At 62.6% G+C, this 24,860-nt stretch carries 23 protein-coding genes; 14 read left to right on the plus strand and 9 right to left on the minus strand.

Going from position 1 to position 24,860, the window contains the following annotated elements:
- Nucleotides 1-14: 14 nt before the first annotated feature.
- The 4 genes from kdpB to PverR02_RS08780 all read left to right on the plus strand — a co-directional run bounded on the left by kdpB (nt 15) and on the right by PverR02_RS08780 (nt 6,170).
- Entirely contained in the window at nt 15-2,072 is a 2,058-nt protein-coding gene (gene kdpB, locus PverR02_RS08765; protein ID WP_026140253.1) for a potassium-transporting ATPase subunit KdpB, read from the plus strand.
- A gap of 67 nt (nt 2,073-2,139) precedes the next feature.
- Nucleotides 2,140-2,685: a potassium-transporting ATPase subunit KdpC gene (gene kdpC / locus PverR02_RS08770; RefSeq protein WP_026140252.1), complete on the plus strand. Its 546-nt coding sequence runs from the start codon at nt 2,140-2,142 to the stop codon at nt 2,683-2,685.
- A gap of 106 nt (nt 2,686-2,791) precedes the next feature.
- Entirely contained in the window at nt 2,792-5,443 is a 2,652-nt protein-coding gene (locus tag PverR02_RS08775) for a sensor histidine kinase (RefSeq protein WP_079443149.1), read from the plus strand.
- Between the two features lie 37 nt (nt 5,444-5,480).
- A complete protein-coding gene (locus PverR02_RS08780) occupies nt 5,481-6,170 on the plus strand; it encodes a response regulator (protein ID WP_026140251.1) in 690 nt (229 codons plus the stop codon).
- A gap of 146 nt (nt 6,171-6,316) precedes the next feature.
- On the opposite strand, the gene PverR02_RS08785 is transcribed toward PverR02_RS08780, so the two are convergent.
- Entirely contained in the window at nt 6,317-7,354 is a 1,038-nt protein-coding gene (locus PverR02_RS08785; protein ID WP_017848819.1) for a patatin-like phospholipase family protein, read from the minus strand.
- Nucleotides 7,355-7,571: 217 nt separating this feature from the next.
- Here PverR02_RS08785 and PverR02_RS08790 point away from each other — a divergent pair, with 217 nt between their 5' ends.
- The 3 genes from PverR02_RS08790 to PverR02_RS08800 all read left to right on the plus strand — a co-directional run bounded on the left by PverR02_RS08790 (nt 7,572) and on the right by PverR02_RS08800 (nt 9,582).
- Nucleotides 7,572-7,850: a hypothetical protein gene (locus tag PverR02_RS08790; RefSeq protein WP_017848818.1), complete on the plus strand. Its 279-nt coding sequence runs from the start codon at nt 7,572-7,574 to the stop codon at nt 7,848-7,850.
- A gap of 82 nt (nt 7,851-7,932) precedes the next feature.
- Complete coding sequence (locus PverR02_RS08795; protein ID WP_046384253.1) at nt 7,933-8,694, plus strand: CHAD domain-containing protein; 762 nt, start codon at nt 7,933-7,935, stop codon at nt 8,692-8,694.
- 90 nt (nt 8,695-8,784) lie between these two features.
- Nucleotides 8,785-9,582: an acyl-CoA thioesterase gene (locus PverR02_RS08800; RefSeq protein WP_046384252.1), complete on the plus strand. Its 798-nt coding sequence runs from the start codon at nt 8,785-8,787 to the stop codon at nt 9,580-9,582.
- Nucleotides 9,583-9,585: 3 nt separating this feature from the next.
- Here PverR02_RS08800 and PverR02_RS08805 read toward each other — a convergent pair whose 3' ends face one another.
- The 3 genes from PverR02_RS08805 to PverR02_RS08815 form a co-directional block, all read right to left on the minus strand.
- The gene (locus tag PverR02_RS08805; RefSeq protein WP_017848815.1) at nt 9,586-9,948 is read right to left on the minus strand and encodes an Mpo1-like protein; all 363 of its coding nucleotides are present in this window, start codon (nt 9,946-9,948) and stop codon (nt 9,586-9,588) included.
- Nucleotides 9,949-10,057: 109 nt separating this feature from the next.
- The gene (locus tag PverR02_RS08810) at nt 10,058-11,539 is read right to left on the minus strand and encodes a methyl-accepting chemotaxis protein (protein WP_046483459.1); all 1,482 of its coding nucleotides are present in this window, start codon (nt 11,537-11,539) and stop codon (nt 10,058-10,060) included.
- Between the two features lie 98 nt (nt 11,540-11,637).
- Complete coding sequence (locus PverR02_RS08815) at nt 11,638-12,444, minus strand: TatD family hydrolase (RefSeq protein ID WP_046483457.1); 807 nt, start codon at nt 12,442-12,444, stop codon at nt 11,638-11,640.
- A gap of 236 nt (nt 12,445-12,680) precedes the next feature.
- Here PverR02_RS08815 and PverR02_RS08820 point away from each other — a divergent pair, with 236 nt between their 5' ends.
- The 3 genes from PverR02_RS08820 to PverR02_RS08830 all read left to right on the plus strand — a co-directional run bounded on the left by PverR02_RS08820 (nt 12,681) and on the right by PverR02_RS08830 (nt 15,215).
- Entirely contained in the window at nt 12,681-14,108 is a 1,428-nt protein-coding gene (locus PverR02_RS08820; RefSeq protein ID WP_057003735.1) for an MltF family protein, read from the plus strand.
- A 103-nt stretch (nt 14,109-14,211) separates the two neighbouring features.
- Nucleotides 14,212-14,646 carry a DoxX family protein gene (locus tag PverR02_RS08825; protein ID WP_017848811.1) on the plus strand — a complete coding sequence of 145 codons (435 nt, stop codon included), beginning with the start codon at nt 14,212-14,214 and terminating at the stop codon, nt 14,644-14,646.
- 260 nt (nt 14,647-14,906) lie between these two features.
- Nucleotides 14,907-15,215, plus strand: coding sequence for a hypothetical protein (locus tag PverR02_RS08830; protein WP_017848810.1), 309 nt, complete (start codon nt 14,907-14,909; stop codon nt 15,213-15,215).
- Nucleotides 15,216-15,219: 4 nt separating this feature from the next.
- Here PverR02_RS08830 and PverR02_RS08835 read toward each other — a convergent pair whose 3' ends face one another.
- The 3 genes from PverR02_RS08835 to PverR02_RS08845 are packed head-to-tail and all read right to left on the minus strand — an operon-like array spanning nt 15,220 to nt 18,572.
- Complete coding sequence (locus PverR02_RS08835; RefSeq protein WP_079443150.1) at nt 15,220-16,908, minus strand: Gldg family protein; 1,689 nt, start codon at nt 16,906-16,908, stop codon at nt 15,220-15,222.
- A gap of 15 nt (nt 16,909-16,923) precedes the next feature.
- A complete protein-coding gene (locus PverR02_RS08840; protein WP_046384248.1) occupies nt 16,924-17,649 on the minus strand; it encodes an ABC-2 transporter permease in 726 nt (241 codons plus the stop codon).
- A complete protein-coding gene (locus PverR02_RS08845; protein ID WP_079443151.1) occupies nt 17,646-18,572 on the minus strand; it encodes an ABC transporter ATP-binding protein in 927 nt (308 codons plus the stop codon). The genes PverR02_RS08840 and PverR02_RS08845 overlap by 4 nt, the downstream gene beginning before the upstream one ends.
- 257 nt (nt 18,573-18,829) lie before the next feature.
- Here PverR02_RS08845 and PverR02_RS08850 point away from each other — a divergent pair, with 257 nt between their 5' ends.
- Both PverR02_RS08850 and greB read left to right on the plus strand, forming a co-directional pair.
- Nucleotides 18,830-19,993 carry a hypothetical protein gene (locus tag PverR02_RS08850; RefSeq protein WP_057003732.1) on the plus strand — a complete coding sequence of 388 codons (1,164 nt, stop codon included), beginning with the start codon at nt 18,830-18,832 and terminating at the stop codon, nt 19,991-19,993.
- 126 nt (nt 19,994-20,119) lie between these two features.
- Nucleotides 20,120-20,593, plus strand: a complete 474-nt coding sequence (gene greB / locus PverR02_RS08855; RefSeq protein ID WP_026140354.1) for a transcription elongation factor GreB — start codon at nt 20,120-20,122, stop codon at nt 20,591-20,593.
- A 43-nt stretch (nt 20,594-20,636) separates the two neighbouring features.
- Here the strand turns inward: greB and PverR02_RS08860 are convergent, their stop codons facing one another.
- Together PverR02_RS08860 and PverR02_RS08865 are read right to left on the minus strand one after the other, a co-directional pair.
- Nucleotides 20,637-23,147, minus strand: coding sequence for an ABC transporter permease (locus PverR02_RS08860; protein ID WP_046384245.1), 2,511 nt, complete (start codon nt 23,145-23,147; stop codon nt 20,637-20,639).
- Complete coding sequence (locus tag PverR02_RS08865) at nt 23,147-23,830, minus strand: ABC transporter ATP-binding protein (RefSeq protein WP_017849531.1); 684 nt, start codon at nt 23,828-23,830, stop codon at nt 23,147-23,149. The genes PverR02_RS08860 and PverR02_RS08865 overlap by 1 nt, the downstream gene beginning before the upstream one ends.
- A 10-nt stretch (nt 23,831-23,840) precedes the next feature.
- Here PverR02_RS08865 and PverR02_RS08870 point away from each other — a divergent pair, with 10 nt between their 5' ends.
- A complete protein-coding gene (locus PverR02_RS08870; RefSeq protein WP_026140353.1) occupies nt 23,841-24,446 on the plus strand; it encodes an arylesterase in 606 nt (201 codons plus the stop codon).
- A gap of 58 nt (nt 24,447-24,504) precedes the next feature.
- Nucleotides 24,505-24,798, plus strand: coding sequence for a hypothetical protein (locus tag PverR02_RS08875; protein WP_017849529.1), 294 nt, complete (start codon nt 24,505-24,507; stop codon nt 24,796-24,798).
- The last annotated feature ends 62 nt before the right edge of the window (nt 24,799-24,860 follow it).

Consider the following 24,860-nt stretch of genomic DNA (forward strand, 5'->3'; position numbering starts at 1 on the left):
CGAGGGATATGAAAATGAACATGCCTGCAAAAAACGCGAGCCCGGTCAAAACCCACGAACCCGCCAAAACCGCGATCTCCGCGCTGTGGCGCCCGGCGCTGGTCCAGGCGTTCGTCAAGCTCGACCCACGGCAACTGCAACGCTCGCCGGTGATGCTGGTGGTCGAACTGACCGCCATCCTCACCACCGTGCTGTGCCTGGTGCCCGACACCGCCGTGCCGACCTTCGTCGCCGCGCAAATCGCCGTGTGGCTGTGGTTCACCGTGCTGTTCGCCAACTTCGCCGAAGCCTTGGCCGAAGGGCGTGGCAAGGCCCGCGCCGACAGCCTCAAGGCCGGCAGCGAAGGCCTCAGCGCTCGGCGCAAGGAGGCCGATGGCAGCTTCAAGGTCGTGCCCGCCACCAGCCTGCGCAAAGGTGATGTGGTGCGCGTCGCCGCCGGGGAAATGATCCCCGGCGACGGCGAGGTCATCGAAGGCATCGCCGCGGTCAACGAAGCGGCGATCACGGGCGAATCCGCGCCGGTGATCCGCGAATCCGGCGGCGATCGCTCGGCCGTCACCGGCAACACGCGCCTGGTCTCGGACTGGCTGCTGATCCGCATCACCGCCAACCCCGGCGAGTCCACGCTGGACCGCATGATCGCGCTGGTGGAAGGCGCCAAACGCCAGAAAACCCCCAACGAAGTGGCGCTGGATATCCTGCTGATCGGCCTGACCCTGATCTTCCTGCTGGTGGTCGTGACCCTGCAGCCGTTCGCCCACTTCGCCAATGGCAGCTTGCCTTTGGTGTTCCTGGTCGCCCTGCTGGTGACGCTGATTCCTACCACCATCGGTGGCTTGCTCTCGGCCATCGGTATCGCCGGCATGGACCGCCTGGTGCGCCTCAACGTGATCGCCAAGTCCGGTCGCGCCGTGGAAGCGGCGGGGGACGTGCATGTGTTGTTGCTGGACAAGACCGGCACCATCACCTTTGGTAACCGTCGCTGCGCGGCAGTGGTGGCGGCGCCAGGCGTGAGCGGCCGGGAACTGGCCGAGGGCGCGCTGCTGGCGTCCCTGGCGGATGACACGGCAGAAGGTAAATCCATCGTTGAATACCTGCGGGCCCTGCACCCACAGGCCGAGCCGTCCCTGGCGGAACTGACTGCTGTGCCGTTCACCGCCGAAACCCGTTTGTCCGGCGTCGACTATCAGGGCCGCGTATTCCGCAAAGGCGCCGTGGACTCGCTGCTGGCGTTTATCGGTCAGCCTCGCGGCGACCTGCAACCGGCCCTGTCGCGGGAAGTCGACAAGATCGCCCAGAGCGGCGGCACGCCGTTGCTGGTGTGCGCCGATGGCAAGTTGCTCGGTGCGATTCATCTGAAGGACGTGGTCAAGCCCGGCATCCGCGAACGGTTTGCCGAGCTGCGCAAGCTGGGGATCCGCACCGTGATGGTCACCGGCGACAACCCGCTGACAGCGGCCGCGATTGCTGCGGAAGCCGGCGTGGACGACGTGTTGGCCGAAGCCACCCCGGAGAAAAAACTCGCACGGATCCGCCACGAACAGAACGACGGCCGACTGGTGGCGATGTGCGGCGACGGCGCCAACGACGCCCCGGCGCTGGCCCAGGCGGACGTCGGCATGGCGATGAACGACGGCACCCAGGCTGCCCGCGAAGCGGCCAACATGGTCGACCTCGACAGCGACCCGACCAAGCTGCTGGACGTGGTGCAGATCGGCAAGGAATTGCTGGTGACCCGCGGCGCGCTGACCACCTTTTCCATCGCCAACGACGTGGCCAAGTACTTCGCGATCCTGCCGGCGCTGTTCGCCTCGATCTACCCGCAACTGGGCGTGCTCAACGTGATGCACCTGCAGAGCCCGCAGAGCGCGATCCTCTCGGCCATCGTGTTCAACGCGCTGATCATCGTCGTGCTGATTCCCCTGGCGCTGCGCGGTGTGCGGGTGCAGGCGGCGAGTGCGGCGGCGTTGCTGCGGCGCAACCTGTTGATCTACGGCCTGGGCGGGATTGTGGTGCCGTTCGTGGGCATCAAGGCGATCGACATGTTGCTGACCGCGCTGCACCTGGTTTGACCCGATGCCTGTGGGCACCGGCAAAGCGGTGGCCACAGGTTGCACTGACCGAATCGAGGAATTTGAAATGTCCAACATTATCCGTCCGGCCTTGAGCCTGCTGGTCCTCATGACCCTGATCACCGGCGTCGCCTACCCGTTGGTGGTGACCGGCGTCGCCCAGGTTGCCTTCCCGGACCAGGCCAACGGCAGCCTGGTGCGCGACGCCAGCGGCAAGGTGCGCGGCTCCAGCCTGATCGCTCAGGACTTTACCGGCGACAGCTGGTTCCACCCGCGTCCTTCGGCAGGCGCGTTCGCGACCGTGTCCAGCAGCGCGAGCAACCTGGGGCCAAGCAACCCGGCACTGGCCACGCGCGTGTTCGATGACGCGAATAAACAGTTCGTGCCCGCGCAAGGGCCGGTGCCGTTAGCCTCGCTGACTACCTCCGGCAGCGGTCTTGATCCACACTTGCCTCCGCAGGCGATTGCCTATCAACTGGCGCGGGTAGCCGCCGCGCGGAATGTGCCGGTGGCCACCCTGCAACGCTTGCTGGATGAACACATCGAAAGCCCACTGGTGGGCCCGCCGGTGGTGAATGTGCTGGCGCTGAACATGGCCCTGGAAAAATTGTAAACAGGAGCGCCGCTATCGCGGGCAATGCATTCCAAATGTGAGAGAGGGCTTGCCCGCGATATCGCCCTGAAAGACACCCTATAAACCCCTGAAGGAACCCCCGCGCATGAGCGACTCCGGCCGCGCCGATGCCCTGTTAGCCGATCTGCCCCGGGACGGCCGTGGCCGGCTCAAAGTCTTCCTTGGCGCCGCGCCGGGTGTGGGCAAGACCTACGCCATGCTCCAGGCCGCCCACACACAGTTGCGCCAGGGCGTCAGGTTGCTCGCTGGCGTGGTCGAAACCCACGGCCGCGCTGAGACCGAAGCGTTGCTCAGCGGCCTGCCGCAGCAACCGTTGCTGCGCAGTGAATACCGGGGCGTGATGCTCGAGGAAATGGACCTGGACGGCCTGCTCGCCGCCAAGCCGCAACTGGTGCTGGTGGACGAACTGGCCCACAGCAACGCGCCCGGCAGCCGCCATGAAAAGCGCTGGCAGGATATTCAGGAACTGCTCGCCGCCGGCATCAACGTGTTCACCACGGTCAACGTCCAGCACCTGGAAAGCCTCAACGATCAGGTGCGTGGCATTACCGGCGTGCAGGTGCGCGAAACCCTGCCCGATTGGGTCTTGCAGGAGGCCGATGAGCTGCTGCTGATCGACCTGCCGTCCCGCGAGTTACTGGAGCGCCTGCGCGACGGCAAGGTGTATGTGCCAGAACAGGCCCGTGCGGCCATCGACGCGTTTTTCACCCAGACCAACCTGATGGCCCTGCGCGAGCTGGCGATGCAAACCGCCGCCGCTCACGTCGACGACGACCTGGCCCAGGGTTACCGCCAACTCGGCCAGGCCGCGCCGGCCGTGCGTGGGCGCTTGCTGGTCGGCGTCGACGGCGATGCGCAAGCCGAACGCCTGGTGCGCCATGCCAGCCGCGTGGCCCAGCGTCGCCATCTGCCTTGGACCCTGGTGCATATCGATAACGGCCGCGCACGCGATGAACAAGCACGCCTGCGTCTGCAAAATGCCCAGCAACTGGCCGAACGCCTCGGCGGTGACGTGGTGCTGCTGCGTGCGGGTGAGGTGACCAAGACGTTGATCCAGCATGCCGCCGAGCGCCGCGCCAGCCTGGTGCTGGTCGGGCAGTCGCGGATGAACTGGCGACGTCGGCTGTTCGGCGGTGGCGTGGCCGAGCGCCTGATGCGCAATGCGCGCGGTCTGGAAATCAATATCCTCGACAGCGACGACGTACCTGCACCGCCGCGTCTGCCGGATGTGCGCGGGCTGGTGTGGTTCGACTATGCGCTGGCGGTGGTCGCGACGGTGATCGCGGCGGCCCTGGCCTGGGCGGTCGCCAGTGTGTTGCCGTTGCCGAATATCTCGCTGGTGTTTCTCGCGGCGGTATTGCTGGTGGCGGTGCGCAGCAGCCTGGGGCCGTCCCTGATGTGCGCGGCGCTGTCGTTCCTGACGTATGACTTCCTGTTTATTCCGCCTAAATTCTCCTTCGCCATCCAGCGTGAAGAAGACGTGCTGACTCTGTTGTTCTTCCTGCTGATGGCGGCGCTGACCGGCAACCTCGCGGCGCGCCAGCGCCGGCAGTTGCAGGCGTTGCGCGATACCCAGGAAGAAACCAGCGAGCTGCTCGACCTGTCGCGCAAACTCACCGCCGCCACCGACCGCCAGGCGGTGATCAGCGCGGCGGCGCATCACCTGGAAGGCTGGAGCGACCTGGATCTGTGCCTGGTCAACCGCGACGGCCAGGGCGGCTGGAAAGTCGAGACCGGCGGGCCGCTGACCTTCACCGAAGCCGAACGCGCCGCCGCCGACTGGGCCTGGCAGCATGATCAGCCGGCGGGCAAGGGCACCGGCACGTTGCCGTTCGGGGGCTGGTGGTGGTGGCCGCTGTCGAGCGAAGAGGGCCCGCTGGGGTTGCTCGGTGTCAGTGCAAAACCCGGTATGGAACTGAGCGGCCAGCGGCGTCGCTTGCTGATCGCCTTGAGCCAGCCGCTGGCCCAGGCGTTGGCCCGCGCGCAATTGGCGCAGGAGCTGGAATCCGCGCGCCTGCACGGCGAGACCGAGCAACTGCGCAGTGCCTTGCTCGCCTCGGTGTCCCACGATTTGCGCACGCCGTTGACGTCCATGCGTGGCAGTATCGACAGCCTGCTGGCACTCGGCGAAGCCATCCCGCTGGAGGATCGCCGCGAGTTGCTCGAAGGCACCCGCGATGAAGCCGAGCGCCTCGACCGCTATATCCAGAACCTGTTGGACATGACCCGCCTGGGCCACGGCGCGTTGAAGCTGGCGCGCGATTGGGTCTCGCCCGGTGATATCGTCGGCAGCGCCCTCGGCCGTTTGCGCGCGGTGCTGGCGCCGTTGCAGGTGAGGATCGATGTGCCGTCTGAACTGCCGTTGCTGTATGTGCATGCCGCGTTGATCGAGCAGGCGCTGGTCAACGTGCTGGAAAACGCCGCTCGATTCTCGCCGGCCCAGGGCCATTTGCACGTCAGCGCCGGGGTGTCGGATAACCAGCTATTCTTCGCCGTGGCGGACGAGGGCCCCGGGATTCCCGAAGACGAGCGCGCGAAGATTTTCGATATGTTCTACACCGCTGCCCGTGGCGATCGCGGCGGCCAGGGCACCGGTCTGGGCCTGGCGATCTGCCAGGGCATGGTCGGCGCCCATGGCGGGCACATCAGCGTCGCCGATGGGATTGGCGGGCGGGGCACTTGCATCACGCTGTTCCTGCCGCTGCCGACACAGCCTGGCCTGGAACGCGAGGCGTGAGCTACTCTCTTTTTTCGATGGATTTTGATTGGACACCATGAGCCAGACCGCGACGATTTTGGTCATTGACGACGAACCGCAGATCCGCAAATTCCTGCGCATCAGCCTGGCCTCCCAGGGCTACAAAGTGATCGAGGCCGGCACTGGCAACGAAGGCCTGGCCCAGGCCGCCTTGAGCAAGCCGGATTTGCTGGTACTCGACCTCGGCTTGCCGGACATGGACGGCCAGCAGGTGCTGCGCGAGTTTCGTGAGTGGTCGACGGTGCCGGTGCTGGTGTTGTCGGTGCGCGCCAGCGAAGTGCAAAAGGTCGAGGCGCTGGATGGGGGCGCGAACGATTACGTCACCAAACCCTTTGGCATCCAGGAATTTCTGGCCCGCGTGCGCGCCTTGTTGCGCCAGGCCCCAGCGGGTGAAGCCCAGGAAGCGGCGTTGTGTTTTGGCCCGCTGACGGTGGATCTGGCCTTCCGCCGCGTATTGCTGGACGGTGCCGAAGTGGCGCTGACCCGCAAGGAATACGCGGTGCTGGCGCAACTGGCGCGGCATCCGGGGCGGGTGATTACCCAGCAACAACTGCTCAAGGACATCTGGGGGCCGACCCATACCGAGGACAGCCACTACCTGCGCATCGTGGTGGGCCACCTGCGCCAGAAGCTGGCGGATGATCCGACTCAGCCGCGGTTTATCGTGACCGAGGCGGGGGTGGGGTATCGGTTGTTGGGGGCTTAGGCCTGGTGGGTTTTCGTTGGCTGTCAGGGCCTCATCGGGGGCAAGCCCCCTCCCACAGGTTGAAGGCGTTCACAAATCAAAATGTGGGAGGGGCGGTGCGACGATTCGACTTGCCCCCGATAGGGCCCCCAGCCACACCGCCAATCTCAGTGCTGCTCACTCTCATACCGATCCAACGTATCACTGGCGATCTCGCGCCCCAGGGCGATCAGTTCCGGCGCCTTGTAGAACTCGAAAAACCGGCACACCCGCTTCGGCACGTTGATCAGCACATCCGGCGGGTAGCCGGCGATCTTGTATTGCGCCAGCGATGTCTGCATCACCTCGAAGCTCTGGTTGATCAGGTCCAGCAATGATGCCGGGCCGACGTTGTCGATGATGAACGATCCGGTCGCCGACTTCGGCGCCCCGGCTTTTTCCGGGGCGGCGGCGGGCTGCTGGGATTCCGGTTCGGCCGACTCCAGCCACGGGTTGATCTCGGCCGCTTGGGCCTGCAAGGCTTCCTGTTCGAGCTTCATCAACTGCTCGGCCTGCTTGCGGCGAAACGGCAAGTGCGAACCCAGCGACTTCGCCAGGCTGTTGAAGCGGCTCTTGAATGCCGGCGGCCGCTGGATCACCGGCAAGTGGTAGTGTTTCTGGTTGGTCGCGTTGAGGTTGACGGCAATGATCAAGTCGCAATGGCTCGACACCACCGGTACGATCGGCAGCGGGTTGAGCAGGCCGCCGTCCACCAGCATGCGGTTGCCCTGCATCACCGGGGTGAACAGGCTCGGAATCGCCGCCGATGCGCGCATGGCCTGATGCAGGCAGCCTTCCTGGAACCAGATTTCCTGCTGGTTGGTGAGGTCGGTGGCCACGGCGGTGTAGGGGATGCGCAGCTCTTCGATATTGATCTCGCCGACGATCTTGCGGATCTGCCCGAAGACCTTCTCGCCGCGAATCGCTCCCAGGCGGAAGCTCACATCGACCAGGCGCAGTACGTCGAGGTAATCCAGGCTTTCGATCCAGTTGCGATACTCGTCGAGTTTGCCGGCAGCATAGATTCCGCCGACCACCGCGCCCATGGAGCAGCCGGCGATACAGGCGATGTCGTAGCCGCGCCGTTCGATTTCCTCGATCACACCGATATGGGCATAGCCCCTGGCCCCACCGGAGCCCAGCACCAAGGCAACACGCTTCTTCATGGTCGATGTCCTTCGTTAAGCAGGCGCCCACAATGCACCTAATACGGGGGCGGCTTCAATCTTCGCGCCACCGCGCAATATTTTTCCAGAATAGCGGCTAGGCTCGGGTATGCTCTGGCAATAGGCGCTTTTGATTTCGGGTGGCGGACAAGGCACTTTTCTTTGTAGGCAACGTCTACACGGTACGACCGTTTTTCTTTATTTTGAGGTGTCATCGATGAAAGCCTGGATGTGTGTGCCTGTGATCATGTTGGCCCTGGCCGGTTGCGCCGGGAAAACTGCCTATCGCGACAGCTGCGGCAGCCAATTGGACGCCGCGTGGAAAGAGCTGGACCTGGCCAAGGCCGAAGGCTTTGCCGGCACCGTGAGTTACTCCAAGGCCTTGTCCCTGCTGACCGGCGCCAAGACCCAGCAGCAATTCGAAGCGTTCGAAGGCTGCGCCAACAAGGCCGAGAAGGCGCGTTTCTATATTCGTGAGTCGCGCGCCGGCCGCTGATTCGTCGCAGCTGTCGAGTGCAACCAGGCTGCGTCAGCGGTTTGAGTGATGCAGGGATTATTCGTCGTCAGTGGAGGAAAACATGTCAGCCTTGGTAGATCAGTTAGTCGCTCAGGTCATCGGCCTGGAAGTAGGGTTACTGAGCTGCCAGGCTCGGCTCGCCGCCGTCACCGACGATGAAGCCCTGCATGATTTACGCACCACCGTGCGGCGCCTGCGTAGCCTGTTGCGACCCTTGCGCGGCTTGCCGGGGGTCGAACAACTCGAACTGGCCGCCAGTACCGTCGGCCAATTGACCACCCCGTTGCGCGATCGTGAAGTGCTGGCCGCGCATCTGCACCAGCACGGTCACCATGCCGCCGCCGACCGTCGTCTGCGCCTGCAACCCGAGGCCTATCGCCACGTCGCCCAGGGCCCGGAGCTGGCGCACCTGCTGCAGATCCTCGATGCATTCCCGCGGTTTATCCGTGCCTCGCAACACCAGAAACTGCTCAGGGGCCTGCGCACGCGTATCGAGAAACGCCTGACCAAGCAATGGCACAACCTCGATGACGCCCTGCAGGACCCCAGCCACGATCGCCACCGTCTGCGTTTGTTGATCAAGCGCGTGCGCTACGCCGCCGAAGCCTACCCCGAGCTGGACAAGCTGCCGGTCAAGGCCGTGTTGCGCCTCAAGCAAGCCCAAGGCGCCCTGGGCGATTGGCATGATTGCTGGCAGTGGCTGCTCCAGGCTGAGCATCAAGCCGATCTGCAGCCCTGTGTGACGATTTGGCGTCGCACCATGGCCCAGGCCGAAGGCGAGGCGGATCGGGTGCTGGACAAACTCTGCGCGGATTGTTTCTGAGCCGGTCCGGTTTTTGGCCGGAATAGGCGCTGTACCTGGTGGGTGCGCTGGTTAAGATCGCTGCTCCGGTCTTTTTGATGTGAGGTCGCCATGCGCTTCAGTGATTTGCTCGACGCCGCCCGTAACCACCCGCTTGAGGTCACCATCCCCGCCGAATGGGCGCAGGGTCGCGCGACCTTTGGTGGCCTGGTGGCCGCTTTGCAATATGAAGCGCTACGCGCCCAGGTCCCTGCCGACCGGCCGTTACGCTCGTTGGCAATCACTTTTGTCGGCCCGGTCGCCGCGGATGTGCCCGCCAGTTATCACGTCGAAGTGCTGCGCGAAGGCAAGGCGGTCAGCCAATTGCTTGGCCGGGTGGTGCAGAACGGTGAAGTGGCGACGCTGGTCCAGGCCAGTTTTGGCGCGTCCCGTGAGTCGCAAGTCGTGGTGCCGAGCGAGCCGCCGCCGACCTTCAAACATTGGGATGAATGCCAGGAGCTGCCGTATATCCAGGGCGTCACCCCGGAATTCATGCGGCACCTGGCGATGCGCTGGAGTGTCGGCGGCCTGCCGTTTACCGGCAATACCTCCCGCGACATGGGCGGTTGGGTGCGCTTGCGCGGCGATGTGAAAGAAGAGCCGCTGACCGAGTCGCACATCCTCGCCCTGGTGGATGCCTGGCCGCCGGCGTTGCTGCCGCACCTGCGCAAGCCCGCGCCGGGCAGTACCCTGACCTGGACCATCGAGTTTATCCAGCCGCTGCAAGACCTCACCACACTTGACTGGTGCCAGTACTACGTCAACATCGAACACGCCCGTGACGGCTACGGCCATGCCGCTGCGGCGCTGTGGAGCCCGAGCGGCGAGTTGATCGCCATCAGCCGCCAGACCGTGGTGGTCTTCGCCTGACCTTCAGTGCCGGTGGCGCTGACGCCAGGCGCGCCACCAGCCACCGCTGAGCACAAAGCGCGGGAAGCTCACGAACTGCTCGACCAACAGGCGTTGGACCGCGTCTTTGCGGTCGCTGAACGGTTCACCGGCCTGGGCTTCCAGGCTGTGGCCATGCCGCTGCAAGGCAAGGCCGGCGAGGATGCCGACAACGCCCACGGCCAAACTGGCCAGGCTCAGGCTGAACACCCCGGAAACGACCAACAGAAACCCGATGATAAACAGCGGCACCGCGATCATGTGCAACGCCAGGTTGGTCGGGTGCTGGTGGTTTTGCGGGTACTGACGCCATTGCCAGGCGGGGAGATTGGGATGACGTTTGCCCATGATGATGAATCCTCTGTCCGTTGAAATAACTTGAACAGAGTTTAGGTCGGGTCGGCTGGCGCGGCGAATCAAGGCTGGCTATGGGGGCCATAGCCTCGCCTTGTATTGCTTATAGCTTCAACTGGCCAATCGCCTTGCTCAACTCCCCGGCCAATGTGGCGAGCTGATTGCTGGTGGTGGCCGAATCAACGGTCTGCTGCACGGTGTTCTCGGTCACATCACGAATACTCACCACGGCGCGGTTCATCTCTTCGGCGACATGGCTCTGCTGTTCGGCGGCGACGGCGATCTGGGTGTTGCTTTCGCGCATCTGCGCCACGGCGCCGGTGATTTCGGCCAGTGCCGCGCCGGCTTCCTGGGCCTGTTGCACGCAGTCATCGGCCTTGAACGAGCTTTCTTGCATGAAGTCCACCGCATCGCGGGTGCCGGCTTGCAGCGCCGAGACCATGAGCGTGATTTCGTCGGTGGAGGTTTGCACGCGTTTGGCCAGGTTGCGCACTTCGTCGGCGACCACGGCGAAACCGCGGCCCATCTCCCCAGCGCGGGCGGCTTCGATGGCGGCGTTGAGCGCGAGCAGGTTGGTCTGTTCGGCGATGCTGTGGATCACGCTGACCACGCCGTTGATTTTCTGGCTGTCTTCGGCGAGTTTCTGGATCATCTCGGCGGTCTGTTGCACGCCGCTGGACAGCCCGGCGATTGAGCGCTGCACCCGATCTACCACTTCGCGGCCGCTGCCGGCGAGGGTGTCGGCGGTCTGGGACAGGTCGCGGGTGGCGCCGGCGTGTTGGGCAATGTGGTGGACGGTGGCCGTCATCTCGTTGATGGCGGTGGCGGCCTGGTCGGTTTCGCTTTGCTGGCCGAGCATGCCGTGCTGCACCTCGTTCATGCTGCTGGCCAGACGCGCCGCGCCCTCATCCAGTTGCTTGGCGGTGCTGGCCACGGTGTTGACCACTCGCTGGTAGCCGGCTTGCATGGCATTGAACGCGCTGGCCATCTGCCCGACTTCATCTTTGCAGGCCAGCGGGACGCGCGCCGACAAGTCGCCGGTTTTCTCGACGTGCAGCATCACGTCCTTGAGGGTGTTGAGCTGGCTGAGCAGGAAGCGGATCAGCAACTGCGAGGCGCAGAGCATCGCCAGCATCAGGATCAGCACCGCCACCGCGTAGTTGGCGAAGCGCTCACTGAACACCTGGCTCAGGCTTGGCGCGTAAGCGAGCACGGCGACCTGTTGCCCGTCGGCGCGGGCGACCACTTCAGCGCCCATCAACGGGTTTTCGCCGAACAAGGGCAGGTGATTGAGTTCGACCCAGCCGCTGGCACTGCTCAAGTCTGACAGATCTTGATCAGCCAACTGTGGGACTTGGCCACGGGCAAACGTCAGCCACGCCTCGCCCTTGGGCAGCGCCTTGTCGGCCGGCCAGGCGCTGAGCACGCGCGCCTGGGCTTGTGCCGAGGCCTGGGACGCCTGGCTGCGCGACTGCTGTTCGAGATGCACAGCGTATAGCACCAACAGCAGCGTGGTGATAAAGGCGACCGCGTTGACGGCCCAGAATTTGTATTTCAGCGAGATATTGCTAAGCCAGGCACCCATAGAAGGTTTTTCTCTGATAGCGGAAACAGCATTGGCAAGGTGCCATTATTGTGCCGCTACTGAAAAAATACCACTTTGATATGGGTCAATACGCCACATCAAACCACAGCGGGTAGGCCAAAAAAAATACGCGCGCAGGCGGTGCTGTGCTGGGCCAGGTCTTCCAGGCTTTCGTTGCGGTGCAGGGCGACTTCGCGCAGCACCTCCGGCAGGTAGGCCGGTTCGTTGCGGCCGTTTTTCGGTTTGGGCCGCAGGGTGCGCGGCAGCAGGTAAGGCGCGTCGCTTTCCAGCATCAGGCGGCCCCGAGGAATTTCTCTGACCAGCGGATGCAGGTGCGTCCCACGGCGTTCGTCGCAGATCCAGCCGGTGATGCCGATGTGCAAGTCGAGGTCGAGGTAGCTGAACAGCGCCTGCTGCTCGCCCGTGAAACAATGCACCACGGCGGCGGACAAGTGATCGCGGTAATCCTTGAGGATCTCCAGCAGGCGCTGGTTGGCGTCGCGTTCGTGGAGAAACACCGGCAATTTCAGCTCGACGGCCAGGGCCAGGTGTTCTTCGAGGACTTTTTCCTGCTGCGGGCGCGGTGAGAAGTCGCGGTTGAAATCCAGCCCGCATTCGCCCACCGCGCGCACGCGGCTGTCGTTGAGCAAACCACGTAGGCGTTGGGCGCTGTCGCCGTTCCAGTCGCTGGCGGAGTGGGGGTGGATGCCGGCGGTGCAGAACAGTCGCTGGCCGCTTTCATCCAGCTTTTCGCACAATTGCAGGGCCTGTTCGCTGCCGTCGACACTGGTGCCGGTGAGCACCAATTGTTGCACGCCGGCGGCATATGCACGCTCGAGAACGGCCTGGTGCTTCTCGTCGAAACTTGGGTTTGTCAGGTTGACGCCGATATCAATGAGTTGCATGGTGCTATCTCCGCCTGCGGCCGGAAAGCATATCAGAGCTGTAGATTTATAAGAAAAACCTAGAACTACAACGAGTTATAGCTGTCTTTGAACGTCGCAAGTGACATTGTGGTGGGTCTATCGCCTACCCTGGTGCCGCCGTTGCGTGCCTTGTCAGCGCATAAAGCGCTCTGTTTCTGACCTCCAGCTCCTCGTTTTTCGCGAAGGTGCTGGCCAGTATTCTTTCCGGAGAGCGGATGATCCGACCCTCGGCGTTGCTTATGTTGTGCCTGACGTTATCGCTGCCCATGGCGGCGGTCGCGCGGCTGGACGGGCCGCTGGAAGTGACCAAACCGAGCAAGGTGCGCGACCTGGCCGAGATTCGCTCCAGTCGTACCCTGCGCGTACTGGTCAACCAGAGCCGCAACAGTTCCGGCGAAATCCAGGGCCAGGCCATTGGTGTCGAATACCATCGCCTGCGTGCGTTCGAGCAGTACCTCAACGACCAAGCCCGCGATGGCCAGGAAATCAATCTGAAGATCATCCCCAAGGCCAAGGACCAACTGCTTGGCGCGCTGGCGCGGGGTGAAGGCGATCTGGTAGCCCCCGGGGAATTGCTGGAAGTGAAGGCCACGCACAAGATCAGTGCGAGCGACCCGATTGCCAGCGGCGTGCCGTTATGGCTGGTGGGGGTCAAGGGCGAGCGCCGGTTCACCCGGCTGGAGCAGTTGTCCGGGCGCACATTGGCGCTGACCACCGGCAGCGCGGCGGCGGATGCGATCAACCAGGTCAACCAGAAACTGGCCCTGCACAAGCAGCCGCCGATCAAGGTGGAGTGGGTCGACCCGAGCCTGGCGGTGGAGGACGTGCTGGAGATGGTCCAGGCCGGCATCTTTCACCTGACCATCGTCGAGAAGCCCATCGCCGAACGCTGGTCGAAGATCCTGCCCAAGCTGCGCTTCGACAAGCAGGTGGTGATCAATGAGCCGGGCGAAGAGTATTGGTTCGTGCGGCAGGACGCCGCGATGCTGCGGGCGAGTATTGATCGCTTCCTCAAGACCTACCGCACGCCGTCCGACCAGGACGTGGCGTTTCAGCGCATTTATCGACGCCTTTACCAAGTGCGCAACCCGCTGGCCCGCATCGACCGCCAGCGCCTGGAGAAACTGCGTCCGATCCTGCAAAAACATGCGCGCGAGCAAGGCATGGATTGGTTGAACCTCGCCGCGCTGGCCTTCAAGGAGTCCGCCCTCGACCCAAGCGCGCGCAGCAGCGGTGGCCCCACCGGCCTGATGCAGATCACGCCTTCGGCGGCGCAGCGGGTGGGCGTGAACAATATCGAAAATCTCGACAGCAACGTGCAGGCGGGTGCACGTTATCTGTCGATGATCCGCCGCAAGTTTTTCGCCAGCCCCAAGCTCAACGAGCGTGAGCGCATGGCGTTCGTGCTGGCGGCCTACAACATGGGGCCGGAACGCGTGCAAGGCATGCGTACCGAAGCCAAGCGGCGTGGGTTGAACCCCAATCAGTGGTTCTTCCAGGTGGAGCGCATCGCCATGGAGCAGGTGGGGATGAGCGGCGTGAGCTATGTGAATAGCGTCAACAAGTACTACCTGGCGTTTGATCGGGAGCGGGACTCCCTGGAGCCGTCGGCGTTGGAGCCGAAAATCGCTTCGCGCAAGTGATCGATTTTATAGATATTAATCAGGCATTTTTTCGGCTTTTATCATTTCCTAAACTGATTAATATAGCGGCCAACCAACCCCTACTCTGAAAAGGATTATCCCCATGAGCCCACTGATCAAAAGCATCCTGTCCACCCGCGCCGGCTATGGCTTGACCATTCTGCGCATTGTCGTCGGCATCATCTTCGCTGCCCACGGTTCGCAAAAACTCTTTGGCTGGTTTGGCGGCTACGGCCTGGCGGGCACCGCGCAGTGGATGGAAAGCATCGGCCTGGCGCCGGGCACCCTGATGGCCTTGTTGTCGGGCGGTACCGAGTTCTTCGCCGGCCTGGCCTTGATCATCGGCCTGCTGGCACGCCCTGCGGCCTTGGGCCTGACGATCCTGTCGCTGGTGGCGATCTTCTCGGTGCATATCCATAACGGTCTGTTCATGGCGAACAATGGTTATGAGTTCGCCCTGGCCTTGCTCGGCGGCTCCCTGGCCGTCCTGTTCGAAGGTGCCGGCAAACTGTCCGCCGACCGCGCCATCACCCACTGATCGGTCTGTAACCGCTGGAGAAGGCCCGCCATGTGCGGGCCTTTTCGTTGCGCGGGATTCTTGACACCGCCCCATCGGCTTCTCTAGGATGTTGGTTATGCGCCGATTTAAACAGCTAATTGCGGGGCGCCACTGGGACTCGATGCAGCCCGACAGAAGCCAGTTCTCATTGCAGACGCCGGCTTCGAAATACCGCTAAAGCGCTGGTTCGGTGTTGCCTCTCACCTGCCCGCAGACTTTTGAGGCAGAGACACGACACGATGAATGCACCACGCCCCCTCATACGCCTGGCTCCGATCACTGCGGAGCTGACTCAACGCAATCCGAGAATTCTTCTGGGCGGCAAGCACCAGCCGACGCTGTTGCGTTACCTGGACGGCTGGCCGCGTCGGGGCGGGCGGCCCTCGGCGTTCCTGATCCAATTTGTCGAAGATGGCGATTCCCTGGCACGCTTTGCCAGCAACAGCTTTGACCTCGCGGTGATCCAGGCGCCCAGCGCCAGTGACGCGGCTGAGGTGATCCGCCAACTGACGCGCATTGCCCGGCAAGGCTTGATCGCGCGGCGCTGAGCCCTCAATAAAACGCCGACGGTGGCACCGGCCAGCGACGACGCCGCCGTCGAAACAGCCCCCAGGCAATCAGGCACAGCAGTGCCGGCAACGGCACAATCACCAGCAGTTTTACGTTGCGTTCCAGGCGCTGCACCGGCGCGTAAAGCGTGTTTTTCAGCGTATGCAGTTCCATCGGTAGACGCAGGCGTTCCTTGTTGAGCGCTTGCAACTGGGTACTGGTATCGACCGACTCCGTGCCCAGGGCCGTGACGTCGGGGTTAAGGCGCTGCCATTCCTTTTCCGTTCGTGCCAGGCGCCGTTCCAGCTCGGCAGCCTGATCCCGATAGGCGCGTTCGGCAGCCTCGCGCCGCTTCGCCAGCAGCTTCAATGAATGGCCGGCCACCGCGCGCGGGCGAATATCCGCCAGGGCCTGCGGCGCGGCGAGGTTATCCAGTGCGTTCATGACAAACAGTTTGTTGGCATTTCGCGCGGATTCGCCGGGAGGCTCGCTCAACATATCCGTATCTGCAACCACGACCACATGGATCTGCGCCGCCTTCTGCAACCCCGGCGGCCGCCCGCCAAATCCGTCGGCAAACGCCGAATAGGCTGGCCCTTCGAGGCGGGCAGCGATCACGTGAGGCTCGCCACGCGTGGGTAACGCACTGCCCACGGCGTCTGAATCGATCAGTAACGACTGTCTGGAACTGCGCAACAGCGGCGTGAAGATGGCGCGGCTTTTATCCAGGGAGAACAGGGCGCCGCTATTCGACACGGTCACTGTGCCCAGCTTCCAGGTGCTGACATCGCGGGTATTCATTGCTTGGCGTGGCAGGGTGAATATGGCCGGTTGATGTTCCGACGGGGCATAGGTGGGGTCGACCAGCACTTTGTTGCTCGGCATGCTGACCCCCCAGCCGGCGAGCAACGCGTCTAGCCGGGTGGCGGAGGACGTTGTCTTTGAGCCGCCTTTGTCGAGGGGGTCGATAAACATCAGCAGTTTGCCGCCGCCCAGGACGAACTGGTCGATCGCATACAGTGTTTTTTCCGGCAGCCCGCGTGGATGTACGAGCATCAGGGTTTTAATCCGCGAGGGCACATGATCGGCCGTCGGCTCCAGCTCCAGGAGGTCGAAATGTCGGTGCAATTCCAGTACCAGCGGCTCGATGGATGCGCCGGCCGGTAACCCTGATAACAGCCCGACGATCGCAGGCTCGGGGTGCAGCAACTGGGTGATCAAGTGGCTGATTTCATACTCCAGCAGCGGCTCGTTCTCCGGGTTGAACGACTCGATGCGTTGGGCGGTTTGCCCCTCCCGAGCGCCGATAAGACCGAAGAACCCCGGTTGATCGCGCAGGCCATACAGTCCTGCTTTGTAGGCATCCTCTGAAAAGGGCGTGGGATCGATAATGTGCAGATTGATCTTGCCGTTTGCTGCGTGTTCGAACGCCCTGAGTTGTTCTTCAACGCGTTTGGCATAGTGTTTCAGGATGTTTTTTTTGGCCGGTATGCTTGAGTTGAAATAATAGAAGTCCAGTGGACTTTCCAGTGTGGTGAGTAAGTGCAATGCTGCGGGTGACAATGTATTGGTCTGTTGTTGGGAAAAGTCCTGGCGTAAATCAGGAAGTTTGACTACCCATACCAGGTTGAATGCGAGGAACAGCAGCAGTATGACGCTAAGTGTCATGCCGGTGCGCAATGGATATCGCATCGAGAGTGTTCCTTCTCAGCTGTTCTTGTAGTTGAGGATAACGGTTGTCGCAGCAAGAAAAGCAATGATCATGCTGATGAAATACGCGCCGTCCTGAAAGGTAAGTGTCCCGTGATCAATCAGGCCAAAACGCAGGAGTGGGCTGAGAGATGTCAAACTGTCGATGATCCAGATGGGGGCTTGACGCTCCAGTGCATCCAATATCGAAGACACGCCGCTGGCCAATAACAACAGGCTCAGCGTCAATATGAAAATGGCCAGGCGCTGGCGGGTCAGTGCGCAAATAAAAACACCCACTGAGAGATAGCTTCCGCTCAATAACCAACTGGCCAGGAATTGGGATGCGATGACCCGGTTGTCCGCACTGCCCAACAAGTTGACCACCGTCACGATGGGGAATGTCAGTAATAATGCCAGGCCCGCCACGACCCAGGCGGCGAGGAACTTCCCAATAACCAGTTCGGCGGGCCGCACAGGCAGTGTTTTCATGAAATCGCCAAAGCCTGTCTCATTCTCGTCCGCCCAAAGTTGAGTCGACAGTGCAGGGATCAGTAACAGGTACAACCAAGGGTGCCATTGAAAAAAGCCCTGCAAATCGCTGCTGCTGCGCTCCAGCAATTGGCTGGTGTGCAACCCCAGCAAGGTCGACAGCAACAGGAACAGCGCAACGCTCAGGTAGGTGGCAGGTGCCGATAGATAGCTGGCAAGCTGGCGTTTGAAAACAGATGGCAGCAGGTTCAATGGGAGGCCTCCTGGCTCAGGTGGTGAACGACATCGTTCAGGCGGCCTGGCTCCAGATTCAGTGAGTGTATTTCCCAGCGTCGGTTGGCAATCAATGCGCAGATGGCGGGGTAGATGGAGTGTCCCGGCATGGCGAGAACGGTTACCGTGCCCGGGCCGTGCCGGTCTTCTTCGATACCTGCCACGCCGGGCAGTACGGCAAGTGCCAGTAAATCCAGGGCTGACTCCGCCGCCAGGGTGACCGCGCGAAAGTGCCGGGAACTGCGCTGCAGCTCGGCCATCGGGGTGTCCGCCAACAGGCGCCCGCCGCCAATGACCAGGGCGCGGGTGCAGACGCCGGCCAGTGCTTCGCAATCGCGTGAGGCAACGATGATCGTCATCTCGTCGGCCAACGACTGGATAAGCCTGCTGATCTTGCCTTGCTGATGGGGCGCCAACCCTTCGCTGGGTTCGTCCAGTAACAGCACGTCGGGGTCGTGCAGCAGGGCCTGGGCAAACGCGACTTTGCGTTTCAGGCCAGGGGGAAGGGTGTTGATCGGGTAATCGAGGACTGGCCAGAGTTCGAGTCGGCTGGCCGCGTGATCCACCCGCCTGCGTCGCTCCGCGCCTTGGAATCCCCGAACGGTGGCGATGAAACTGAGCAGGTTCTTGACCGACAGGGTCGGGTGACTGACACCGGATTCGGGTTGATAGCCTATTGCCTTGCGTGCGTGATAGCCGTGCGTGTGTGTATCCAGCCCCAGAATCCGCACTTGCCCCGAGGAGGGTTGGATGGCGCCGGCGATCATTTTTAAAAGTGTCGTTTTACCTGCCCCCTCCAATCCAAATACACCAAGGCACTCTTGGCGTTTGGCAGAAAATGAGACATCGCTGATTACACTCTTTTTGTTCAAGTATTTTGTGAGGTTGCTTATCTCGATCATTATGCTTTTCTGTTCGGTTGGTGAGGCAAGAAGAATGAAGAGGCAAGCGCCTTTGTTGAGTGATATAGGGCTCGGGTTTAAAAATGGTACGTTCAATGTACAGCGCTTGGAAATGCTGAAGTATCTTAATAAGAGAAGTCCTACGTTCAGTCTGTTACTTCGCTGAAACAATCGTTGAGTGATAAATGCATGTTGATGGTCGGATGTTTATCTGATGTTTATATACGCTTTGCTTGTTGTCATGAGGCCTGATTACTATGATGCTTCTACGTACCCTAGTTCTTGAACGCTCTGGTGAGGATGCGCCGGTCAACGGTGCTCTGCTCTGTGGTTTTGCTGTTCCCCAGATCGCGTCGAACTTTCTTGTGTACAGCCTGGATGAAGAAATAGAGCCGGGTAGTTCCCGGGTATATGTCGCAGCATTGCGTAGGAAAGTTGAACGCTACTTCTTGGGTGGGGTGGATGCCCAAGAGGATCTGCAAGTTGCGATGCGGGTGTTTAAACAAATACTGACCCTGGCCGCGTCCGGTACCAAGTCGGGTAGCGTCGGCGACGGCCAGATTCCCTATCACTTTGTCGACTTGAAAGGCTGCAAGTTGCCGCCCGCCAGGCCCGAAGATCATCATTCAATGAACATCAAGAAAGCCTTGGTGATGAAGGTGATTACCTTGGGCACATCGGCCCCTGCGTCAGAGGCGATTGAAAGTCCCACGCTGATTGTCCCTTCCATTCGTTTTTCTTCCAAATTGGTCTCGGCTCCCAAAGTCACCAAGGCGCCTGAAAAGGTCTTGCCCGTGGTGATCGAGGGGCTGGCTGAACCTCAGCGGCAGGTGCCCGCGGTCGTGGCGCCAACTGCTGCGCCGGTCGTCGCGGTTGCACCCAGTGCGCCGCCGGCATCCAACGAACAGGCAGAACACAATTCACTGTTCGAGGTGGACAGCACCTTGACCAACCTCGCGCGTGTCGCCCAGGAACTGACCCAGCAAAAACTCGCGATGCAAAAGCGCGAAGAAGCGCTCGAACAGCGCCAGGTTGAACTGCAGCGAGGGCTGGCGGAGCTTGAGCAAAAGCGCCAGGAACTGACCCGTCGCATGGTGCAGGAGGAGGGCGCCGTGCAGTTGCAGGCGCAGGCGTTGGAGGGGCGTGAAGCGCAGTTGGCAAATGCCGTGGTCATGCAGCAGCAAGGGCAGCGTCAAATGGATGAGCGCACCCGCGTCCTCGAAGAGCGGGCCATTCAAGTCGAGGCGCAAGAGCTGCGGGCGCGTCAGAAAGGCGAGACGTTGGCGGCGCTGCTCGTGCAGTTACCAGGGTTGCGCCAGAATGTGCATGCCATTCTCTTTGAACTCGACCAGGCGTTGGACGGCCTGGCCAGGAATGAGCTGGTTCAAGCCAGCAGCGAGCCTGGCGCAATCCAGCTGTGATGCGAGGCGTCAGAGGGTCTGGCTACTTTCCCCGGTTCATTTATCATCACCCTCTGTTCGTCGACGCCGGGGCCTGCATGCCGCGGCGTATTGGAATCAATGGACATTGCCTGGGGATGCACACGTTTGAGTACCAAGCTGATTACCAAAGAAGGTCATGAGGCGCTGAAGAAGGAGTTGGATTACCTGTGGCGCGAAAAGCGTCCGGACACCACGCGCAAGGTGACTTGGGCTGCTTCCCTGGGGGATCGCAGCGAGAACGCGGACTACCAGTACAACAAGAAGCTGCTGCGTGAGATTGACCGACGGGTGCGCTACCTGCGCAAGCGTCTGGAAGACATGCGCGTGGTGGAGTACATGCCCGAACAGGAAGGGCGGGTATTTTTTGGTGCCTGGGTCGATATCGAAAATGAGCAGGGCGAAACCAAGCGTTTTCGCATCGTCGGCTATGACGAGATCTACGAACGCATGGACTACATCTCCATCGATTCGCCGATGGCGCGGGCGCTGCTGCGCAAGCAAGTCGACGATGAGGCCATCGTGCAGACGCCGAACGGCGAGGTGTGCTGGTGGATCACCGCTATCGAGTATGTGAAATAGACAATGGTGGCCCGCGGTCTGTGACGCGCGGGCCATTGTCGTCTCAGCCTTCGCGCAATACCGCCAATGGCGTGGCATTTAGCGCGCGGCGCGTCCCGAACACCCCGGCAGCGCCGATCAGCACGCCACCGATCACCGGCAGCAACAGCAACCACGGGTGTGGGTGCCAGGCCAGGTCGAAGGCATAGCGGTACAGCACCCAGGTCACCAGTTCGGTGCCCAGCGCCGCGAGCAAACCGCTGACGGCGCCGAGCAAGCCGAACTCGATGCGTCGGGCCTTCACCAGCAGCTTGCGCTCGGCGCCCAACGCACGCAGCAGCGCACCTTGGCGAATGCGCTCGTCCAGGGTGGCCTGCAGGCCGGAGAACAGCACCGCCATCCCTGCCGCCAGCACGAACAGCAGCACATACTCCACGGCCAGCGTTACTTGGGCGAGGATGCTGCGCAGCTGTTCCAGCAGGGCCTCGACTTGCAGGATCGTGACCGCCGGGAAGGCCCGGGACAGGTCGACGATCTGCCGGTCATGGCCGGGGGCTAGATAGAAGCTGGTCAGGTAGGTGGCCGGCAGGTCTTTCAAGGTGCCAGGCTGGAAAATCATGAAGAAGTTGGGCTGGAAGTTATCCCAATTGATGGTGCGCAGGCTGGTGACCCGCGCTTCACGGGTTTCGCCCGCCACGGTGAACACCAGGTGGTCGTCGAGCTTGAGTTTCAGGCTTTCGGCAACCTTGGCTTCCACCGACACACCCGGTATTTCATCGCCCGGTTGCTGTGACCACCAGGTACCCGCAGTCAGGGCATTGCCCGGCGGCAGGTCGGCGGCCCAGGTCAGGCTCAGGTCGCGCTGGATCGCGCGGTCGCCGCTGGAGTCCTTGCTGACGATCGCCTGCACGGGCTCGCCGTTGACGCTGATCAGCCGGCCGGGCACCACCGGATACAGCGGCGCCGATTGTGCCTGCAGTTCGAGCAGGCGAGCGCCAAAGGCGTCTTTGTCGGCGGGCAGGATGTTCAGCGCGAAGTAGTTGGGGGCGTCCTTGGGCAGCTGGTTTTGCCAGGTGTCGAGCAATTCGCCGCGCAGCAGGGCGATCAAGCCCATGGACAGCAGGATCAAGCCGAACGCCAGCGACTGGCCTGCCGCCGCCAACGGATAGCGCAGCAACTGGCCCAGGCCCAGGCGCCACGGCAGGGACGCCCGGGCCAGCAGGCGGCGCAGGCTCTGCAACAGCAGCAGGAGCAGGCCACCGAGGATCAACGCCGCTACCACGCCCCCGCCGAGCAGGGCGAAGGTCAGCACCAGGTCGAGGCTCAGGCGCCACATGATCAGGCCCAGGGCAAGCAGCGCCGCGCCGTAGACCATCCAGGTGCTGGACGGGATGGGCAGCAGGTCGCGCCGCAACACGCGCAGCGGTGGGACGCGGCCCAGTGCCGCCAACGGTGGCAGGGCGAAACCGGCGAGGGCCACCAGCCCGGTGCCGATCCCGGCAATGGCCGGCAGCAGCCCGCCGGGTGGTACGTCCGCCGGCAGCAGGTCGTGGAGGAAATAGAACAGGCCAAATTGCGCCAGCCAGCCCAGCAGGGCGCCGGCCAGGCTCGCCAACAGGCCGAGTACGCTCAGTTGCAGGCTGAACAACAGCATGGTTTCACGCCGCGATAAACCCAGGCAGCGCAACAACGCGCTGGCATCAAAACGTCGGCTGGCGAAACGGTTGGCGGACAACGCCACGGCCACACCGGCCAGCAACACCGCCACCAGGCTGGCCATGTTCAGGTAGCGCTCGGCCTTGCCCAGGGCGCCGCCGATCTGCTGGTTGCCATCCCGCGAGTCCTGCAGGCGCTGGTTGGCCGCGAGGCCCGGCTCGATCAGGTCACGATAGGTTTGCAGTGCCGTACTTGAGGGGGCTGCGCGCCACAGCTCGCGGTAACTGACGCGGCTGCCGGGCTGGACGACGCCAGTGGCGCCCAGGTCGGCCAGGTTGATCATCACCCGTGGCGTGAGGCTGTAGAAATTGCCGGCGCGGTCCGGTTCATAGGTCAGCACACGCGCCAGGCGCAGGGACTTCATGCCCACGTCGATGCTGTCACCGACTTTCAGGTCGAGTGCGGTGAGCAGCCGTGCCTCCACCCAGGCTTCGCCGGGTTTCGGGCCGCCGCCCGCGGTTTCGTCAGCGAATGGCGCGGCTGCGCTCTTCAGTTCGCCGCGCAGCGGGTACTGCTCGTTGACCGCCTTGATGCTGGACAGCTGGATGCCGTTATCGGTGGCGATAACGCTGGAAAACTCGACGACGCGTGCGTGATCCAGGCCCAGTTCGATCCCGGACCTGATTTGCTCGGGGCGCGCGGGTGAGCTGCCCTCGAGCACCAGGTCGGCGCCGAGGAACTCGGTGGCGCGCAACAGCATGGCGCCATTAAGGCGTGCGCCGAAGTAGCCGATGGCGGTGCTGGAGGCCACGGCCACCAGCAGGGCGAAGAACAACACGCGCAATTCGCCGGCGCGGGCATCGCGCAGCAATTGGCGCAGGGCAAGGCTGAACAGGCGCAACAGCGGCAAGCGTGCCATCAAGGCTCCAGGGGCGCGACCAGCAGGCCGGCTTCAAGGCGGATCAGGCGTCGGCAACGGTGCGCCAGGCGCTCGTCGTGAGTGACCAGGACCAGGGTCGTGCCGCTTTCTTTATTCAGTTCGAACAGCAGGTCGCTGATGCGCTCGCCGGTATGGCTGTCGAGGTTGCCGGTGGGTTCGTCGGCAAACAGCACGTCCGGTTCGGCGGCAAAGGCGCGGGCGATCGCCACCCGTTGCTGCTCACCCCCGGAGAGTTGGCGTGGCGAGTGGGTCAGGCGTTGGCCCAGGCCGACCCGTTCGAGCAGGTACCTGGCGCGCTCGCGGGCGTCTTTGCGGCCGTCCAGCTCCAGCGGCAGCATGACGTTTTCCAGCGCGTTGAGGCTGTCGAGCAGTTGGAATGACTGGAAGACGAAGCCCACATGCTCGGCGCGGATGCGCGCGCGCTGGTCTTCGTCGAGGCTGCTCAGGGCTTGGCCGGCGAGGATGACTTCGCCGCTGCTGGGCAGGTCGAGGCCGGCCAGCAGACCGAGGAGGGTGGACTTGCCGGAGCCGGAGGCACCGACGATAGCCAGGCTATCGCCCTTGTTCAGTTCCAGGCTCAGTTCGTGCAGGATAGTCAGTTCACCTTCCGCGCTGGGAACCACTTTGCTAAGGTTTCGCGCGATGAGAATGCTTGCGCCCATGGAGAATCCGATGCGAATGTGGTTTTTGAGTGCTGGCCTGGCCTTGATGTGCATGGCCCAGAACGCAGCGGCGGGTACAGTCCTGATCGTTGGCGATAGTATCAGTGCCGGTTTCGGACTGGATACCAGCAAAGGGTGGGTAGCCTTGTTGGGACAGCGGCTCAAACACGAAGGTTTCGACGATAAAGTGGTCAACGCGTCCATCAGCGGCGACACCAGCGCCGGAGGCCTCGCGCGGCTGCCGGCGGCGCTTGCGGAGCATAAGCCCAACCTGGTGATTATCGAGCTGGGCGGCAATGACGGCCTGCGTGGACAGCCGCCCGCGCAATTGAAACAAAATCTTGCGTCGATGATCGAGCAGTCCCAGGCGGTCGGCGCCAAGGTCCTGCTGCTGGGCATGCAGTTGCCGCCTAACTACGGTCCGAAATACACCACGGCATTTGCCGGGGTCTACGCGGCCCTGGCCAAGGAGAAGAGCGTGCCGTTGGTGCCGTTTTTCCTCGACGGCGTGGGCGGTCATCCCGAGCTGATGCAGGCCGATCAACTGCACCCGGCGGTCGGCGCCCAGGGTAAGTTGCTGGAAAATGTCTGGCCGACGCTAAAACCGCTGTTATGACGCTTTTCTACCGGCAGGCTTTCGGCTAAGGTGGCGCCCCCCCGATTTGGAGCCCTCGATGTCGCGTCCTGCCTGGTCCCTGTTTAATTACCAACTGATCGAGCCGGACGAGCAGCTGGATCTGTTCGCCTGCCAGGAAGTCCGGGTGCATCTGGTCACGCGTCAATTGGAGCTGGGCGGCACGATCGATCGCACGCTCTGCGGCACGTTGTTGCCGGCTCAGCCACGCTGGTCGGCGGTGGATCGCTCGATTTTCCAGGATCAGCGCCTGTGCCCCCTGTGCCGTGCCATCTTGGAGTCGCAAAAGCGTGGCACGCCGCCGATCTGGCCGGAGCTGCGCTTCGAGTGGTGAGGGGCGCTACGAGCTTGCAGCTTGAAGCCCGCATCGCGTATACAATCGCTTTTTACCTACAC

The organism is Pseudomonas veronii (assembly GCF_002028325.1).
Taxonomy (GTDB): Bacteria; Pseudomonadota; Gammaproteobacteria; order Pseudomonadales; family Pseudomonadaceae; genus Aquipseudomonas; species Aquipseudomonas veronii.

What these genes read in the sequence shown, in the direction of transcription:
- PverR02_RS08795 (WP_046384253.1), top strand. Translation starts at nt 7,933, where the DNA reads ATGTCAGCCTTGGTAGATCAGTTAGTCGCTCAGGTCATCGGCCTGGAA.
- PverR02_RS08850 (WP_057003732.1), top strand. Translation starts at nt 18,830, where the DNA reads ATGATGCTTCTACGTACCCTAGTTCTTGAACGCTCTGGTGAGGATGCG.
- PverR02_RS08875 (WP_017849529.1), top strand. Translation starts at nt 24,505, where the DNA reads ATGTCGCGTCCTGCCTGGTCCCTGTTTAATTACCAACTGATCGAGCCG.
- PverR02_RS08785 (WP_017848819.1), bottom strand. Translation starts at nt 7,354, where the DNA reads ATGAAGAAGCGTGTTGCCTTGGTGCTGGGCTCCGGTGGGGCCAGGGGC.
- PverR02_RS08865 (WP_017849531.1), bottom strand. Translation starts at nt 23,830, where the DNA reads ATGGGCGCAAGCATTCTCATCGCGCGAAACCTTAGCAAAGTGGTTCCC.
- PverR02_RS08845 (WP_079443151.1), bottom strand. Translation starts at nt 18,572, where the DNA reads ATGATCGAGATAAGCAACCTCACAAAATACTTGAACAAAAAGAGTGTA.
- PverR02_RS08780 (WP_026140251.1), top strand. Translation starts at nt 5,481, where the DNA reads ATGAGCCAGACCGCGACGATTTTGGTCATTGACGACGAACCGCAGATC.
- PverR02_RS08830 (WP_017848810.1), top strand. Translation starts at nt 14,907, where the DNA reads ATGAATGCACCACGCCCCCTCATACGCCTGGCTCCGATCACTGCGGAG.
- PverR02_RS08805 (WP_017848815.1), bottom strand. Translation starts at nt 9,948, where the DNA reads ATGGGCAAACGTCATCCCAATCTCCCCGCCTGGCAATGGCGTCAGTAC.
- kdpB (WP_026140253.1), top strand. Translation starts at nt 15, where the DNA reads ATGAACATGCCTGCAAAAAACGCGAGCCCGGTCAAAACCCACGAACCC.
- PverR02_RS08825 (WP_017848811.1), top strand. Translation starts at nt 14,212, where the DNA reads ATGAGCCCACTGATCAAAAGCATCCTGTCCACCCGCGCCGGCTATGGC.
- PverR02_RS08860 (WP_046384245.1), bottom strand. Translation starts at nt 23,147, where the DNA reads ATGGCACGCTTGCCGCTGTTGCGCCTGTTCAGCCTTGCCCTGCGCCAA.
- PverR02_RS08800 (WP_046384252.1), top strand. Translation starts at nt 8,785, where the DNA reads ATGCGCTTCAGTGATTTGCTCGACGCCGCCCGTAACCACCCGCTTGAG.
- PverR02_RS08790 (WP_017848818.1), top strand. Translation starts at nt 7,572, where the DNA reads ATGAAAGCCTGGATGTGTGTGCCTGTGATCATGTTGGCCCTGGCCGGT.
- kdpC (WP_026140252.1), top strand. Translation starts at nt 2,140, where the DNA reads ATGTCCAACATTATCCGTCCGGCCTTGAGCCTGCTGGTCCTCATGACC.
- PverR02_RS08815 (WP_046483457.1), bottom strand. Translation starts at nt 12,444, where the DNA reads ATGCAACTCATTGATATCGGCGTCAACCTGACAAACCCAAGTTTCGAC.
- PverR02_RS08810 (WP_046483459.1), bottom strand. Translation starts at nt 11,539, where the DNA reads ATGGGTGCCTGGCTTAGCAATATCTCGCTGAAATACAAATTCTGGGCC.
- PverR02_RS08870 (WP_026140353.1), top strand. Translation starts at nt 23,841, where the DNA reads ATGCGAATGTGGTTTTTGAGTGCTGGCCTGGCCTTGATGTGCATGGCC.
- PverR02_RS08835 (WP_079443150.1), bottom strand. Translation starts at nt 16,908, where the DNA reads ATGCGATATCCATTGCGCACCGGCATGACACTTAGCGTCATACTGCTG.
- PverR02_RS08820 (WP_057003735.1), top strand. Translation starts at nt 12,681, where the DNA reads ATGATCCGACCCTCGGCGTTGCTTATGTTGTGCCTGACGTTATCGCTG.
- PverR02_RS08775 (WP_079443149.1), top strand. Translation starts at nt 2,792, where the DNA reads ATGAGCGACTCCGGCCGCGCCGATGCCCTGTTAGCCGATCTGCCCCGG.